Source organism: Streptomyces poonensis, assembly GCF_014650915.1.
GTDB lineage: Bacteria > Actinomycetota > Actinomycetes > Streptomycetales > Streptomycetaceae > Streptomyces > Streptomyces poonensis.
This window is the reverse complement of the sequence record NZ_BMVW01000010.1, coordinates 71,128-86,114: the sequence shown is the minus strand read 5'-3', so window position 1 is coordinate 86,114 and position 14,987 is coordinate 71,128. Positions and strand designations below refer to the sequence as shown.

12 protein-coding genes are annotated in these 14,987 nt (G+C 71.1%); 1 reads left to right on the top strand and 11 read right to left on the bottom strand.

Features of this window, described 5'->3' with window-relative positions; translation table 11 throughout:
* Positions 1 to 16 precede the first annotated feature (16 nt).
* The 3 genes from IE242_RS23270 to IE242_RS23260 form a co-directional block, all read right to left on the bottom strand.
* Positions 17 to 1,369: an extracellular solute-binding protein gene (locus IE242_RS23270; protein WP_189862337.1), complete on the bottom strand. Its 1,353-nt coding sequence runs from the start codon at positions 1,367 to 1,369 to the stop codon at positions 17 to 19.
* A gap of 277 nt (positions 1,370 to 1,646) precedes the next feature.
* On the bottom strand, positions 1,647 to 1,931 hold the full coding sequence (locus tag IE242_RS23265) for a DUF3039 domain-containing protein (protein WP_189862330.1): 285 nt from the start codon (positions 1,929 to 1,931) through the stop codon (positions 1,647 to 1,649).
* Positions 1,932 to 1,960: 29 nt separating this feature from the next.
* Complete coding sequence (locus IE242_RS23260) at positions 1,961 to 2,533, bottom strand: YqgE/AlgH family protein (protein WP_189862329.1); 573 nt, start codon at positions 2,531 to 2,533, stop codon at positions 1,961 to 1,963.
* A gap of 340 nt (positions 2,534 to 2,873) precedes the next feature.
* On the opposite strand from IE242_RS23260, the gene murA reads away from it, so the two are divergent.
* Positions 2,874 to 4,220, top strand: coding sequence for a UDP-N-acetylglucosamine 1-carboxyvinyltransferase (murA, locus tag IE242_RS23255; protein WP_189862328.1), 1,347 nt, complete (start codon positions 2,874 to 2,876; stop codon positions 4,218 to 4,220).
* Positions 4,221 to 4,334: 114 nt separating this feature from the next.
* Here the strand turns inward: murA and IE242_RS23250 are convergent, their stop codons facing one another.
* The 8 genes from IE242_RS23250 to IE242_RS23215 form a co-directional block, all read right to left on the bottom strand.
* Positions 4,335 to 4,616, bottom strand: coding sequence for an HU family DNA-binding protein (locus IE242_RS23250; RefSeq protein ID WP_007498188.1), 282 nt, complete (start codon positions 4,614 to 4,616; stop codon positions 4,335 to 4,337).
* 519 nt (positions 4,617 to 5,135) lie between these two features.
* Positions 5,136 to 6,557, bottom strand: a complete 1,422-nt coding sequence (locus tag IE242_RS23245; protein WP_189862327.1) for an NAD-dependent malic enzyme — start codon at positions 6,555 to 6,557, stop codon at positions 5,136 to 5,138.
* Between the two features lie 436 nt (positions 6,558 to 6,993).
* A complete protein-coding gene (locus IE242_RS23240; protein ID WP_189862326.1) occupies positions 6,994 to 9,303 on the bottom strand; it encodes a HelD family protein in 2,310 nt (769 codons plus the stop codon).
* A gap of 116 nt (positions 9,304 to 9,419) precedes the next feature.
* Complete coding sequence (locus tag IE242_RS23235; RefSeq protein WP_189862325.1) at positions 9,420 to 10,256, bottom strand: anti-sigma factor family protein; 837 nt, start codon at positions 10,254 to 10,256, stop codon at positions 9,420 to 9,422.
* Complete coding sequence (locus IE242_RS23230) at positions 10,253 to 10,828, bottom strand: sigma-70 family RNA polymerase sigma factor (RefSeq protein ID WP_189862324.1); 576 nt, start codon at positions 10,826 to 10,828, stop codon at positions 10,253 to 10,255. Before IE242_RS23230 ends, IE242_RS23235 begins: the two co-directional genes overlap by 4 nt.
* A gap of 390 nt (positions 10,829 to 11,218) precedes the next feature.
* A complete protein-coding gene (locus tag IE242_RS23225; RefSeq protein ID WP_189862323.1) occupies positions 11,219 to 11,884 on the bottom strand; it encodes a CGNR zinc finger domain-containing protein in 666 nt (221 codons plus the stop codon).
* Positions 11,885 to 12,079: 195 nt separating this feature from the next.
* Positions 12,080 to 13,240 carry a uroporphyrinogen-III synthase gene (locus IE242_RS23220; protein ID WP_189862316.1) on the bottom strand — a complete coding sequence of 387 codons (1,161 nt, stop codon included), beginning with the start codon at positions 13,238 to 13,240 and terminating at the stop codon, positions 12,080 to 12,082.
* Positions 13,241 to 13,480: 240 nt separating this feature from the next.
* Complete coding sequence (locus tag IE242_RS23215; protein ID WP_189862314.1) at positions 13,481 to 14,866, bottom strand: nitrate/nitrite transporter; 1,386 nt, start codon at positions 14,864 to 14,866, stop codon at positions 13,481 to 13,483.
* Between the last annotated feature and the right edge of the window lie 121 nt (positions 14,867 to 14,987).

Below are 14,987 nucleotides of genomic sequence, written 5' to 3'. Positions count from 1 at the left end.
TGGCTCATTCCGTGGCTCACTCGGCGGAGCGGAACGCGTCGTTCATCTTCCGCGCCGCGTCCCCGGAGGCCGCCGCCACGTCCTTCTTGCCGGTGATGACCTCCTGGAACATCGTCGGCAGCACGAGCGAGGCGTCGATCTGGGCCCAGGCCGGGGAGGCGGGGACGAACTTGGCACCCGCGTCGAGCGTCTTCACGAACGGCTCGACGAACGGCTCCTGCTCGGCGACGTCCGCCCGCACATCGGTGAACGTCGGCAGGAAGCCCATGGCGTCGAACAGCTCGCCCTGCGTCTCCTTCGACGCGAGCCGCTTCATCAGGTCCACGGCGAGCGTGCGGTGCGAGGTGCTCCTCAGCACGCCGATGTTGTTGCCGCCCGCGAAGGCCGGGGCGATCTCGCCCTCCTTCAGCCCCGGCAGCGGTACGACCGCGTACTTGCCCTTGACCTTTCCGGCCTCGACCGCCGCGTGGCTGAAGTCGCCGCCGATCGCCATGCCCGCCTTGCCGGCGGCGAACGCCGTCACGGTGTCGTTGCCGGTCATGCCCGCGCACTTGGCGGCGGGACAGTTGTCGTCGCCGAAGAGGGAGGTGTACGCCTCGATGCCCTTCCGCGCGGCCGGGCTGTCGACGGCGGAGGAGAACGCCCCGCTCCCGCCCTCTCCCGCCGCTCCCTCGCTCTCGGCGAGTTCGCCGCCGTGCGCCCAGATGAACGGCATCGCACCGTACGTGTAGGCGCCGCCGACGGCGAGGCCGTACAGATCGGGCTCGGCCGCACGGATCTTCCGGGCCGTCCCGATCAGCTCGGCCTGCGTCCGGGGGACGTCGAGCCCCAGGTCGTCGAAGAGGTCCGTGCGGTAGTACAGGGCGCGGACGCCGACGAAGAGGGGGGCGCCGTACACGCGACCGTCGACCGTCACGGACTGCCTGGCCGTGGGGTCGGTGTCCGTCGCCTCGCGCCAGCCGGTGAACTCCTCGGTGATGTCGAGGAGTCCGCCGTCCTTCACATAGCCGGCGGTGTCCGTGTTGCCGTACTCGATGACGTCCGGGGCGCTCTTCGGGTCGTTGAAGGCGGCCTTGATGCGCTGGGCGCGGGTCTCGACGGGGATGTACTCGACCTCGACCGAGGCGCCGTCGTGCTCCTTCTCGAAGGCGGCGACCGCGTCCTCGACGACCTTCTCCTTCGGCTCGTTGCCGACCTCCTGGAAGAGCCAGACGCGCAGGGTGCCCGTCTTCTCGTCGCTGTCGGAAGAGGTGTCGGAGGTCTGGGGGGCGCAGGCGGTGGCGGTCAGCCCCGCGAGGACGAGGGCCGCGAGGGCAGCGGTCAGGCGCGCTCTCGTGCGGGTTCCACGGGTTCGGACAGCGAGCTTCATGCAGCTTCCTCCGAAGGTGTTGCAACATACGCAATGGCGGTTTTGCTCTGCACAACACGTCGGAGGCTAGGAGTCCGGGAACATACCCACAAGAGGTCTCAACCACTTCGTGACCGGGAGACCGGGAAAAGATCGGGAGACGACCGGGAGAGGAGCGGGAGAAGACCGGGAACCGGCCCCGGGCACAGCGAAGCCGCGGTCCCCGCTCAGCAGGGCCGCGGCCGTGTTCCGTCGTTCAGTTCAGTCGGCGCTCAGTTGCCGCGAGCGCGCGGCGGCGTCACTTCTTGTCGCCGCCCTTGCCGCCGTCGTCCCCGGAGCCCATGGACTCGTAGATCTCCTTGCACATGGGGCACACGGGGTACTTCTTGGGATCGCGGCCCGGAACCCACACCTTGCCGCAGAGGGCCACGACGGGCGTACCGTCGAGGGCGCTGGCCATGATCTTGTCCTTCTGGACATAGTGGGCGAAGCGCTCGTGGTCACCGTCGCCGTGCGACACCTGCGGCGTCGGCTCTACGAGGGTCCCCGTACCGGTGCCGCGCTCGGGCTCGAGAGTGCTCATAGCGCCAAGGGTACTGAAGCGCGCGGGCTTCAGTTGAGCGTAGGGTCGTCCGGATACGTCGCCACCATCGCGAGCTCGTTGCGCTGACGGCGCAGCACCTCGCGCCAGAGCCGCTCCGGGGCCGGCGAGGAGACGTCCCCCGGCTCGGACTCGACGACGTACCAGGCCCCCTCGACGAGTTCGTCCTCCAGCTGGCCCGGGCCCCAGCCCGCGTAACCGGCGAAGATCCGCAGGGAGCCCAGCGCCGAGGCGAGCAGCTCGGGCGGGGTCTCCAGGTCGACCAGCCCGATCGCGCCGTGCACCCGCCGCCAGCCCAGCGGGGCCCGCTCCGCGGTCGCCCCGCCCGGGATCACCGCCACGCCGAGCGCCGAGTCGAGGGAGACCGGTCCGCCCTGGAAGACGACACCGGGCTCGCCCGCGAGCTCCGCCCAGCCCTCCAGGATGTCGCCGACGTCCACCGGGGTCGGCCGGTTGAGGACGACGCCGAGCGAGCCCTTCTCGTCGTGGTCGAGAAGGAGCACCACCGCGCGGTCGAAGTTCGGGTCCGCCAGAGCGGGCGTGGCCACGAGCAGCCGCCCTGTGAGCGAGGACACCTCGGTCATGCCTGACATGATCCCGCATCTTTCCCGTGGGAGGGGAGTCAATCACCGTACCCGTGTACGGCGCGCCCGGCCGCGGAGAGAGGCCGGGCCGCACCCTCTTCGCGGGGCCGGTCCGGGCCGCGGACCGGGCCGTCACGGGTGTCACGGCGGTGACCTTGTGTGCCTGCTGTGGAACGGTTCGTGTTGTGGCAGATTCATGACGTTCGTCAGACCTCACGGGCTTACTTCGGGGGGCTGTGCGGCCATTACGCTTGCTGTTCGGCTCATTCCGCTTCGGCCCCGCACAACGGGCCGATCGGGTGCCCACCCCCCCTGCCCGACCCCACGGAACGCGAGATCCATGACCGTCAACGGCTCTGACGACGTACTGCTTGTCCACGGCGGAACCCCGCTGGAGGGCGAGATCCGGGTCCGCGGTGCGAAGAACCTCGTACCCAAGGCAATGGTCGCCGCGCTGCTCGGAAGCGCTCCGAGCCGGCTGCGCAATGTTCCCGACATCCGTGACGTCCGCGTCGTACGCGGCCTGCTGCAGCTGCACGGGGTGACGGTCCGCCCGGGAGAGGAACCGGGCGAGCTGGTGCTCGATCCGACCCACGTGGAGTCCGCCAATGTCGCCGACATCGACGCCCACGCCGGCTCCTCCCGCATCCCGATCCTCTTCTGCGGCCCGCTGCTGCACCGCCTCGGCCACGCGTTCATCCCGGGCCTCGGCGGCTGTGACATCGGCGGCCGGCCCATCGACTTCCACTTCGACGTGCTGCGGCAGTTCGGCGCGCGGATCGAGAAGCGGGCGGACGGCCAGTACCTGGAGGCCCCGCAGCGGCTGCGCGGCACCAAGATCCGGCTGCCGTACCCGTCGGTGGGCGCGACCGAGCAGGTGCTGCTGACGGCGGTGCTGGCGGAGGGTGTCACGGAGCTGTCCAACGCGGCCGTGGAGCCCGAGATCGAGGACCTCATCTGCGTCCTGCAGAAGATGGGCGCCATCATCGCGATGGACACCGACCGCACCATCCGCATCACGGGCGTCGACAGCCTCGGCGGTTACAACCACCAGGCGCTCCCGGACCGTCTGGAGGCCGCCTCCTGGGCGTCCGCCGCCCTGGCGACCGAGGGCAACATCTATGTCCGCGGCGCCCAGCAGCGCTCGATGATGACCTTCCTGAACACCTACCGGAAGGTCGGCGGCGCCTTCGAGATCGACGACGAGGGCATCCGCTTCTGGCACCCCGGCGGCCAGCTGAAGTCCATCGCGCTGGAGACGGACGTCCACCCCGGCTTCCAGACCGACTGGCAGCAGCCGCTGGTGGTGGCGCTCACGCAGGCCACGGGCCTGTCGATCATCCACGAGACGGTGTACGAGTCCCGGCTCGGCTTCACCTCGGCCCTGAACCAGATGGGCGCCCACATCCAGCTCTACCGCGAGTGCCTCGGCGGCTCCGACTGCCGCTTCGGCCAGCGGAACTTCCTGCATTCCGCGGTCGTCTCCGGGCCGACCCGGCTCCAGGGCGCCGACCTGGTCATCCCCGACCTGCGCGGCGGCTTCTCGTATCTGATCGCCGCGCTCGCGGCCCAGGGCACCTCCCGGGTCCACGGCATCGACCTGATCAACCGCGGCTACGAGAACTTCATGGAGAAGCTCGTGGAGCTGGGCGCGAAGGTGGAGCTGCCGGGCAAGGCCCTGGGCTGACCTTCAGCGCTTCGTACGCGCGTACGACGATGGGGCGGCCACCCGGCTCCGGGTGGCCGCCCCATTGGCGTCAAAGGGCGCCGTACGCCGTTACGGGGCGTACGAACGGCAAGGTCACTTGCCCTTGGCGGCTTCCTTGAGCTTGGAGCCCGCGGAGACCTTCACGCTGTAGCCGGCCGGGATCTGGATCGGGTCGCCGGTCTGCGGGTTGCGCGCGGTGCGAGCGGCACGGTGGGTGCGCTCGAAGGTCAGGAAACCAGGGATGGTGACCTTCTCGTCGCCCTTGGCGACGACCTCGCCGACAGTCTCGGCGAACGCGGCCAGCACGGCGTCGGCGTCCTTGCGGGTCACCTCGGCGCGGTCGGCCAGCGCGGCCACCAGCTCACTGCGGTTCATTTTGTTACTCCCGTGTTCTTCTTGCCGTTGAGGCGTGCCACGCGGCGGAGCCGCATGTAGGGCACGGCGAAGCCGATGCTGCCAGGGTCCTCGGTGGGCCCCCGGACCCGGGTCCGTCGTCAGACCCTCGCGCCCAGGGAGGCATCCTGCCCCCACCTGCGGCGGTAAAGCCAATCCGGCACCCCTGGGAGTCACACGAACACCCTTGGGAGTCACACGAAAAGCGCCACCGCCACGGAGGGGTGACACTCCGCTCGCTGTGGGTGGCCGAGCCGTACGTCCTGACAGCTCCGATCCGGCCGCAACCCTAAGGGACCGCCCGGCGCCGCACGCCTCGCGACGCGCCGGTACGGACCTCTGCCGTGGCGACGATCACAGCCGTGGCCGGACGGGGCACTCCGCCCCGGCCGCCGCCCGGGCCGGGTCCGGAGGCACTCCCCGGCCCGGTCCGGGCACCACAGTGCCCACACGTCGCCACCGTCATCGTCATCCGGGCCGAGCCCGGGACGGACCGACCGCTCAGTCCGACGCGGTCGCCCCCGCCGACTTCGCCGCCTCGCGGACCGCGCCGGCCACGGCGCCCGCGACCTTGTCGTTGAAGACGCTGGGGATGATGTAGTTCGGGTTGAGCTCGTCCTCGGTGACGACGTCCGCGAGGGCCGTGGCGGCGGCCAGCATCATGTCCGTGTTGACCGTGCGGGACTGGGCGTCCAGCAGACCGCGGAAGACGCCCGGGAAGACCAGCACGTTGTTGATCTGGTTCGGGAAGTCGGAGCGGCCCGTGGCCACGACCGCGGCCGTCTGGCGGGCGATCGCGGGGTCGACCTCGGGGTCCGGGTTCGCGAGCGCGAACACGATTGCGTCCTCGGCCATGGCGGCCACGTCGTCGCCGTCCAGCACGTTAGGAGCCGAGACGCCGATGAACACGTCGGCGCCGCGCACGGCCTCCTTCAGCGTCCCGGTGAGGTTCTCGGGGTTGGTGTTCTGGGCGATCCAGCGCAGCGCCGAGTCGGGGGCGGCGTCCACCAGGTCCTCGCGGTCGCAGTGCACGACACCGTGGATGTCGGCGACGACGGCGTTCTTCACGCCCGCGGCGAGCAGCAGCTTGAGGATGGCCGTGCCCGCGGCGCCGGCGCCCGACATGACGACACGGATGTCCCCGATCGCCTTGCCCGCCACCCGCAGCGCGTTGGTCAGGGCGGCAAGCACGACGATCGCGGTGCCGTGCTGGTCGTCGTGGAAGACGGGGATGTCGAGGGCCTCGCGCAGCCGGGCCTCGATCTCGAAGCAGCGGGGCGCGGAGATGTCCTCCAGGTTGATGCCCGCGAAGCCGGGGGCGATCGCCTTGACGATCTCCACGATCGCGTCGGTGTCCTGGGTGTCCAGGCAGATCGGCCAGGCGTCGATGCCGGCGAAGCGCTTGAACAGGGCCGCCTTGCCCTCCATCACGGGGAGGGCGGCCTTGGGGCCGATGTTGCCCAGGCCGAGCACGGCCGAGCCGTCCGTCACGACCGCAACGGAGTTGCGCTTGATGGTCAGCCGGCGCGCGTCCTCGGGGTTCTCCGCGATCGCCATGCACACGCGGGCCACACCCGGCGTGTAGACCATGGACAGGTCGTCACGGTTGCGGATGGGGTGCTTGGACGCCATCTCGATCTTGCCGCCGAGGTGCATCAGGAACGTACGGTCGGAGACCTTGCCGAGGGTCACGCCCTCGATGCCGCGGAGCTTCTCGACGATCTCGTCCGCGTGCGCGGTCGAGGTGGCGGCGATGGTGACGTCGATACGGAGCTTCTCGTGACCGGAGGCCGTGACGTCGAGGCCGGTCACCGAGCCTCCGGAGGACTCCACGGCGGTGGTGAGCTGCGAGACGGCCGTTCCGCTCGCGGGCACCTCCAGCCGGATGGTCATCGAGTAGGAGACGCTGGGCGCCGTTGCCATGGCCGACTTCCTCTGCTTTCACCGTGTACTGCTGTGTCGCGCCGGGCGCGATTGTGCCGTCCGATCGTCGCACCTACCGCTGAGTACGTGGTAGTCGCCCTTGAATTGCGAACGTTTTGTTCGTGTGGCACGCGTGTCGTACGGCACAGCCCCGGCGTTCTTTCGGAAAACAGTTTCCACCATACGAGAGAGCGGCCCCGCAGGGAAGAGCGGCCGGATGAACCCTCGGGACGGGAATTGCCTCGCGGGGATCGTTTGTTACCGTGGACGTGGCACCGGCCCGATCCAAGCCCCCGGGCCCAACCTTCGTCGCTACGAGCGACCACTTGCCGCGAGGCGAGCATGGCGGGTCGGTGTCACTGATCGAACGGAGGAGGCCCCCGCACCAGCAGGTGCGGGGGCCTCCTCCGTCTTCCTGTGAATCTCGCTGTGTCCCTCAGTCCCGCAGCAGGTCCGGCACTCCGGCCGCGTCCGGCTCGTCCCGCTCGCCCGAGACGACCGTCAGCTGCTGGGTGGCCCGCGTCAGCGCCACGTACAGCACCCGCAGCCCCGCCGGGGACTCGTCGGCGATCTCCGCGGGCGAGACGACGACCGTGGCGTCGTACTCCAGGCCCTTGGCCTCCAGGCTGCCGAGCGCCACCACACGGTCGCCGAGCCCGGCGAGCCAGCGGGCGGCCTCCTCGCGCCGGTTCATGGCGACGACGACGCCGACCGTGCCGTCCACCTGGTCCAGCAGCCGGGCGGCCTCCTCGCGGACCGTACGGGCCAGGGCCCGGTCGGTGCCGCCGCCCGTCGTCACGAAGCGCGGCCGTACGCCGGTGGAGCGCACCGCCGACGGGGCCTCGGAGCCGGGCATCGCCAGTGCCAGCACCCTGGCCGCCAGCTCGGCGATCTCGGACGGGTTTCGGTAGTTGACGGTGAGGGTGAAGCGGCGGCGGGGGCGGGTGCCGAGGGCCTCCTCGCGGGCCTCGGCGGCCTCGTCCGGGTCGGACCAGGACGACTGGGCGGGGTCGCCGACCACGGTCCAGGTGGCGTGCCGGCCCCGGCGGCCCACCATCCGCCACTGCATCGGCGTCAGGTCCTGCGCCTCGTCGACGATGACGTGCGCGTACTCGGTGCGCTCCCGGGCCAGGCGCTCCGCGCGCTCCCGCTGCGACTCCTCGCGGACCGGCATGAGCTCCTCCAGGCCGGTGAGCTGGTCCAGCGGGTCGAGTTCACGTTTCTTCTTCGGGCGGGCGGGCAGGCCGAGGATCGCCTGGAGCTCGTCGAGCAGGGCGACGTCGTGCACGGACAGCCCGTCCCGCTTCAGCGAGCGCGCGACCTTGCGGACCTCGCCGGGGTTGAGGACCCGCCTGGCCCAGCGGCCCAGCCGCTTCTCGTCGGCCATGGCCGTGAGGACGCCCTGCGGGGTGAGCTCGGGCCACCAGGCGTCGAGGAACGCGATGAAGTCGTCCTCGCTGGTCACGTCCTCGTCGAAGGAGGAGCGCAGTTCGGCGGCCAGCTCGGGGTCGGTGTGCCGGCCGGCCGCTCCGGACTTCGCCCACAGGGCGTCGAGGAGCAGCTTGCGGGCGCGCGGGCGGAGCAGGTTGACGGGTGCCGTGCCGGTGAGGGCGGTGCGGCGGACGCGGTCCAAATCGCCGGTCTCCAGTTCCAGCCGGCGGCCCATGACGACGACCCGCAGCCGGTCCGGCGCGTCGGATCCCTCCAGGGCTCCGCGGGCGGCCTTCCGCAGCACCTTCAGCATGCGGGAGGAACCCTTGGCGCGGGCCACCGCCGGGGAGTCGTACAGCGTGGCCTCGGCGCCGTCGGCCAGGGAGCCGAGGGCGCGGATGGCGACCTGCCCCTCCTCGCCCAGCGACGGCAGGACGCCCTCGGTGTAGGCGACCAGCAGCGGGGTCGGGGAGACGATGAGGATGCCGCCCGCGTACCGGCGGCGGTCCTGGTAGAGCAGGTAGGCGGCGCGGTGCAGGGCGACGGCCGTCTTGCCGGTGCCGGGGCCGCCCTCCACGTACGTCACCGAGGCGGCGGGCGCCCGGATGACCATGTCCTGCTCGGCCTGGATCGAGGAGACGATGTCCCGCATGGAGTGGCTGCGGGCCCGGCCGAGCGCGGCCATCAGGGCGCCGTCGCCGAGGACGGCCAGTTCGCGCCCGTCCAGGGATGCCTTCAGCTCGGGGCGCATCAGGTCGTCCTCGACGCCGAGCACCCGGCGCCCCTTGGAGCGGATGACCCGGCGCCGTACGACCCGGCCGGGGTCGACCGGGGTGGCCCGGTAGAAGGGGGCGGCCGCGGGCGCCCGCCAGTCGATGACCAGCGGCGTGTAGTCCTCGTCCAGGACCCCCAGGCGCCCGATGTGCAGGGTTTCCGCGATGTCGGCCGTACCGTCCTCGCGCACGGCGCCCTCGGCCGGCTCGACCGCCGTGTACGCGCCGTCCGGGCCCCTCTTGCCGTCCTTGCCGAGCAGCAGGTCGATACGGCCGAAGAGGAAGTCCTCGTACTCGTTGTTCAGCCGGTTGAGGTGGACGCCCGCCCGGAAGACCTGCGCGTCCCGTTCGGCGAGCGCGCCGGGTGTGCCGACCTGGCCGCGCCGGACGGCGTCGTGCATCAGGAACTCCGCCTCGTGGATCTTCTCCTCGAGACGCCGGTACACCTGGTCCAGGTGTTCCTGTTCGCTGCCGATCTCCCGCTCACGAACGGAGTCGTGAGCCGGTCCGAGCGCGGCCTCCTGTTGAACCTGAGCGGCCACCGGGCCCCCTTCTGACGTGCTGGGCAGCCGTCAACCGTACGCGAAGGGACCCCCGGGAGGCTATGTGTCGCCCGGGGGTGTGTCCACCGATCCGCCGCGCCGTGCCCGCGCCGCCGCTAGGCGCCGATCTCCACGAGCTTCTCCCCGTCGAAGGTCATGACCTCGAAGTGGTCGATCTCGTTCGGTTCCATGGCCACGCCGCCGTGCACGTAGAGCGGCTCCTTGGCCTGCTCGGTGGCGGCGCCCGGGATGCCGTAGCCCCAGGCCGGCACCGACCACGTGGTCGCCGTCTCCCGGTCGCCGTTCTTCCCGACGGCGATGAGGGAGCACTTCTCGGGGCCCTTGACGTTCTTCAGCTCCAGCACGGCACTGGTGCCCCAGTCCTTGGGCTCCATGGCGACGGTGGCGCCGACCCCGGTGGCGGCGTCGGTGGCCCGCACCTTGTCGTCCATGTTCATGAAGGCGTCCTCGGCGGGGGTGACGGCGCTCTTGGTCTCGCCCGCCCGGATGTCCTTCGAGCCCGCGTCGCCTCCCGTCACCGCGATCGCGGTCACCGGCCCGCCGACGATCAGCGCGGCCGCGGCGGCGACCATGTAGTAGTTGCGCCGACGTTTCTGCGCACGGCGCTCGGCGACCTCGTCGACGAGCCGCTCCGCCATCCGCGGTTCCGGCCTCGCGGCCAGCGACTCCCCGACGGCGGGGCTGCCCTGCGCGCCGGGCAGGTCCGCGAGCGCGGCCAGCATCGGCTCCATCCCGGCGAGTTCGTCGAGCTGCTGGGCGCACCACTCGCAGCCGGCCAGATGGGCCTCGAACCGCGTCGCCTCGGCGTCGTCCAGGATGCCGAGGGCGTAGGCGCCCACGGTCTCGTGGATGTCACCGGGCCCGTCGCCCGGCTGCACGCCCCGCAGCGGACCGGAACCGCCGCCGGTTCCCCGTCCCCCGTACATGTTCATGCCGTCACCCCGCGCTCCTCGAGAGCCAGCTTCATCGACCGCAGGGCGTAGAACACCCGTGAGCGGACCGTGCCGCTGGGGATGCCGAGCGTCTCGGCCGCCTCATTGACGGTACGCCCTTTGAAGTACGTCTCCACCAGGACCTCCCGGTGGGCAGGGGTCAGGTCGTCCAGTGCGTCCGAGAGTGTCATCAGCCACAACGCCTTGTCGATCTCGTCCTCCGCGGGGATGACCTCCAGCGGCGACGGGTCGACCTCCTGCGGCCGGGCCTGCCGGCTGCGGTGGCCGTCGATGACGATGCGCCGTGCGACCGTCACCAGCCAGGGGCGTACCGATCCGGTCGCTCTGTTGAGCTGACCGGCGTTCTTCCAGGCACGGATGAGCGTTTCCTGCACCACGTCCTCGGCCCGCTGCCGGTCTCCCGCGACCAGGCGCAGCACATAGGCGAGCAAGGGCCCCGCATGTTCACGGTAGAGCGCACGCATCAGCTCCTCATCGGGTCCCGAGGGCTGTGACGCTCGATGTCGGGCCCTGTGCGGGCGTTCATCGGCCACAGCGGAATCCTTGCGCACGGCTACCTCCGGTGTCCCCGATTCGACCGGGGTCCCCCAGTCGGTCGCTCATGACGAGGTACGTGAGCGACGAGCCGCGTGTTCAAAGGGAGCGCACAAATTTGTGACCGGGCCGAGACCTCAGGGAATCCCAGGGGCACGAGAAGGGGGACAAGAACACCCATTACTACCGGAAAACCCCTGCTTGACCTGGACGTTAGAGAGGGGACGGCTCCCCGCCCGGGAAACTCGGCACGGTTTTCCCTTTACGTCACAGAAGCACGCACCGCCCGGAACGAATGACCTTCGGCGGCTTTCCCCAATATCCCCAACCCGAGGCACAGCCAATCGCTTCACGCCCACAAAGGGGCACGGTCGGTCAATTCGCGGGCAAATTGGGTGCTGGAGGCCCTACGCCCGCGCCAGCGCCGCCCGCCTCCGGTGGCGGGCCACCCGCTCCCGGTTGCCGCAGGTCTCGCTGGAGCACCAGCGGCGCCGCCGCCCCCGGGACGTGTCGACGTACACGATGGGGCAGTTGTCGCCCGCGCACTGCCGCAGTCCCGCACAGGCCACGGGGTCGGTCAGCAGCTCCACGGCGTCCCGCGCGACCACGGCCAGCAGCGCGGCACAGTCCGGCGCCCCGTCCAGCGCCCGCACCAGGGAGCCCTCGTCCGTCCGTACGGCGCAGGGCGCGGGAGTCGCCGCGCGCGCCAGCTCGTTGATCCGGCCGAGCGCGATCTCGTACGGCCGTGAGTCCCGGCTCGCCTCTCCCCGCACCAACAGGCCGACGCAACCCCGCAGTTCGCGGAAGCTCGCCAGCCAGGAGGCGTCGGCGGCCGTCAGGGACGTCCCCGGCGGCACGATCCCCGCCCCGGTCATCCACGCCCGCAGCCGGTCCGGCGAGTGGAGCTGTTCCTCGGGGTGCGTGGTCGCGAGGAGGTCCAGACAGAGTCGCCCGCAGTCGATGCGCGGGCCGTACGGGGCTGTGGCCGGGGTGGGAGCCGGGGCCGGGGCTGTGGCCGGGGCCGGGGCTGTGGCCGTGGTCGAGGCCGTCGTCGTGGCCGTGCCGGGTGCCATGTGCCTGTCACCGCCTTGGGGTCGCCCCCGCGCGAGACTCGGCCGGGGGTCGGTGGGGTGCGTCGGTGAGGTACCGGTGGGAGCTGTCCGAGGGTTCTGCGAGGGTTCGTATCCCCTACAGTGCCCGCACGCACACCCGACCGGAAGGCCGCACACTCACTTGAGCCACGGTTCCGGGGGAGTCCCGAAGCGGCCCTACCCGTCCACCTCGTCCGCGTACTTCGCGTCCGAAGCCGGGTCCAGCGCCAGCCGGTACCCCCGCTTGACCACCGTCTGGATCAGCTTCGGCGTGCCGAGCGCGGTCCGCAGCCGGGCCATCGCCGTCTCCACGGCGTGCTCGTCCCGGCCCGCCCCCGGCAGCGCCCGCAGCAGCTCCGCCCGTGACACCACCCAGCCCGGCTGCCGGCACAGCGCCCGCAGCAGCGACATCCCGGCGGGCGGCACGGGCCGCAGCGCCCCGTCCACCAGCACCGCGTGGCCGCGGATCTCCATCCGGCGGCCGGCGACAGGCAGCGTACGGGCGCGTCCCGGCAGCTCCTGGCAGAGCAGCTGCACCAGCGGCCCGAGCCGGAACCGCTCGGGCTGCACCGTGTCGACGCCCCGGGCCTGGAGCGGCAGCGCGGTGACCGGGCCCACGCACGCGGGCAGCACGTCGTGGTGGAGGGCGGCGAGCAGCTCCGGCAGCAGCCCCCTGTCCTCGGCGCGGGACATCAGGGAGGCGGCGGCGGGCGCGCTCGTGAAGGTGACGGCGTCCAGGGAGCGGGCGACCGTCGCGTCCAGCAGCCGGTCGACGGGGCCGAGGTCCTCCGGCGGCATCCAGCGGTAGACGGGCACACCCACCACCTCCGCTCCCCCGGCCCGGAGCGACTCGACGAAGCCGGGCAGCGGCTCGCCGTGCAGCTGGACGGCGATGCGGCGGCCGTCGACACCCTGCTCCAGCAGCCGGTCGAGCACCTCCGCCATGGACTCCGACGAGGGCGACCACTCCTCCGTCAGCCCGGCGGCCCGGATGGCGCCCTTGACCTTGGGCCCCCGGGCGAGCAGTTCGACCTCACGGAGCCGGCCGAGCAGGGCCTCGCCGAGCCCCCAGCCGTCGGCGGCCGCCATCCAGCCGCGGAAGCCGATGGCCGTGGTCGCCACGACGATGTCCGGCGCCCGGTCGAGGAGGTCCTTGGTCGCGGCGAGCAGCTCGCTGTCGTCGGCGAGGGGCACGATGCGCAGGGCGGGGGCGTGAAGGACGGATGCGCCGCGCCGCTGGAGCAGTGCTCCGAGCTCGTCGGCCCGCCGGGCGGCCGTGACACCCACGGTGAACCCGGCCAGGGGCCCGTGGTCTGGTCGCTGCTGTTCGTCGTGCATGCCTCGTCCCGCGGTCGACTTCGTGCGCCTGCGTGCCGTTCGTTCGCCTGCGTTCTTCCGCCTGCGTGCTTCGCCTTCGTGCTTCGCCTGCGTGCCGAACGAGCCTGTCAACGGCGCGTGACAGACTCGGTTCGCCTTCATGTCGGCGGTGTTACCGATGCCGCCTCCTGTGAAAGAGCCGACCGCGATCTTCCGCCGCCGGCCCGTTCCAGTGTCTCTCGGTCAGGACCGAGATCTCTGCTACACCTCCGCGTAGCTCATCTGCGGCTTCGCCTCCGTGGCGGCCGTGGCCTGCGCCTGCGCACCCGCCGGACGGCGAAGGTATACGGCCCAGGTCACCGCGAAGCAGGCCGCGTAGAAGACCAGGAAGGAGACGAAGGCGCCGGTGCCGGAGCCCGCGGAGAGGAAGGACTGGCGGAAGGCGAGGTTGATGCCGACGCCGCCGAGCGCGCCCACCGCGCCGATGAGCCCCATGGAGGCACCGGAGAGCCGGCGGCCGTACGCCGCGGCCTCCTCACCCTGGAGCCCCTTGGCGAGGGCCTTGGCCTGGAAGATGCCGGGGATCATCTTGAACGTCGAGCCGTTGCCGAGCCCGGACAGCATGAACAGCACCACGAAGGCGGTGACGAACAGCGGCAGCAGCTCCTGCACGCCGGCCACGATCAGGACGGCGGTCGCGGCACCCATGCCGACGTAGTTGTAGAGGCTGATCCTCGCGCCGCCGTAGCGGTCGGCGAGCCAGCCGCCCACGGGCCGGATGAGGGAGCCGAGCAGCGGGCCGAGGAAGGTGAGGTAGGCGGCCTGGAGCGGGGTCCGCCCGAACTCGTTCTGGAGCACCATCCCGAAGGCGAAGCTGTACCCGATGAACGACCCGAAGGTGCCGACGTAGAGGAAGGACATGATCCAGGTGTGCGCGTCCCTCGCGGCGTCCTTGGCGGCGCCGGTGTCGTTCTTCACGGACGAGAGATTGTCCATGTAGACGGCGGAGAGGGCGGCGGCCACGAGGATCAGCGGGATGTAGATGCCGAGCAGCAGGCGCGGACCGCCGCCGGCCCCGATGATGGCGAGGGCGATCAGCTGGATGACGGGCACGCCGATGTTGCCGCCGCCGGCGTTGAGCCCCAGAGCCCAGCCCTTCCTCCGCAGCGGGAAGAAGGCGTTGATGTTGGTCATGGAGGAGGCGAAGTTGCCGCCGCCGATACCGGCCAGCAGACCGACCAGGAGGAAGGTGGAGAAAGAGGTGCCCGGCTCCATCACCACGAAGGCGGCGACGGTCGGGACGAGCAGCAGACTGGCGGAGATGATCGTCCAGTTCCGCCCGCCGAAGATGGCGACGGCGAAGGTGTAGGGCACCCGGACCACCGCGCCGACGAGCGTCACCATCGACGTCAGCAGGAACTTGTCGGCCGGGGTCAGCCCGTACTCCGGCCCCATGAAGAGCACCAGCACGGACCACATGGTCCAGACGGAGAACCCGATGTGCTCGGACAGGACGGAGAAGAAGAGGTTGCGGTTGGCGATCCTCTCACCGCCCTCCTTCCAGAACGTCTCGTCCTCCGGATCCCAGCGCTCGATCCAGCGGCCTCCCCTGCTGCTCGTTGCGGGGGCTTTGCTCGGGGCTGTCATGACGCCTCCACGGTTCGGTTCTCCGGTGCTCGCCTGTCGTACGCGGGGGGATCGGCGATGGGCTGCCGGAATCCGAAGGTAGGGAAGGCGCGTTTCCGCCCTGTGGCCATGAGTGACCGAA

Bases quoted from the DNA above. Each gene is read 5' to 3' on its own strand.
- IE242_RS23270 (WP_189862337.1), bottom strand. From the start codon at position 1,369: ATGAAGCTCGCTGTCCGAACCCGTGGAACCCGCACGAGAGCGCGCCTG.
- IE242_RS23265 (WP_189862330.1), bottom strand. From the start codon at position 1,931: ATGAGCACTCTCGAGCCCGAGCGCGGCACCGGTACGGGGACCCTCGTA.
- IE242_RS23260 (WP_189862329.1), bottom strand. From the start codon at position 2,533: ATGACCGAGGTGTCCTCGCTCACAGGGCGGCTGCTCGTGGCCACGCCC.
- murA (WP_189862328.1), top strand. From the start codon at position 2,874: ATGACCGTCAACGGCTCTGACGACGTACTGCTTGTCCACGGCGGAACC.
- IE242_RS23250 (WP_007498188.1), bottom strand. From the start codon at position 4,616: ATGAACCGCAGTGAGCTGGTGGCCGCGCTGGCCGACCGCGCCGAGGTG.
- IE242_RS23245 (WP_189862327.1), bottom strand. From the start codon at position 6,557: ATGGCAACGGCGCCCAGCGTCTCCTACTCGATGACCATCCGGCTGGAG.
- IE242_RS23235 (WP_189862325.1), bottom strand. From the start codon at position 10,256: ATGAACATGTACGGGGGACGGGGAACCGGCGGCGGTTCCGGTCCGCTG.
- IE242_RS23225 (WP_189862323.1), bottom strand. From the start codon at position 11,884: ATGGCACCCGGCACGGCCACGACGACGGCCTCGACCACGGCCACAGCC.
- IE242_RS23220 (WP_189862316.1), bottom strand. From the start codon at position 13,240: ATGCACGACGAACAGCAGCGACCAGACCACGGGCCCCTGGCCGGGTTC.
- IE242_RS23215 (WP_189862314.1), bottom strand. From the start codon at position 14,866: ATGACAGCCCCGAGCAAAGCCCCCGCAACGAGCAGCAGGGGAGGCCGC.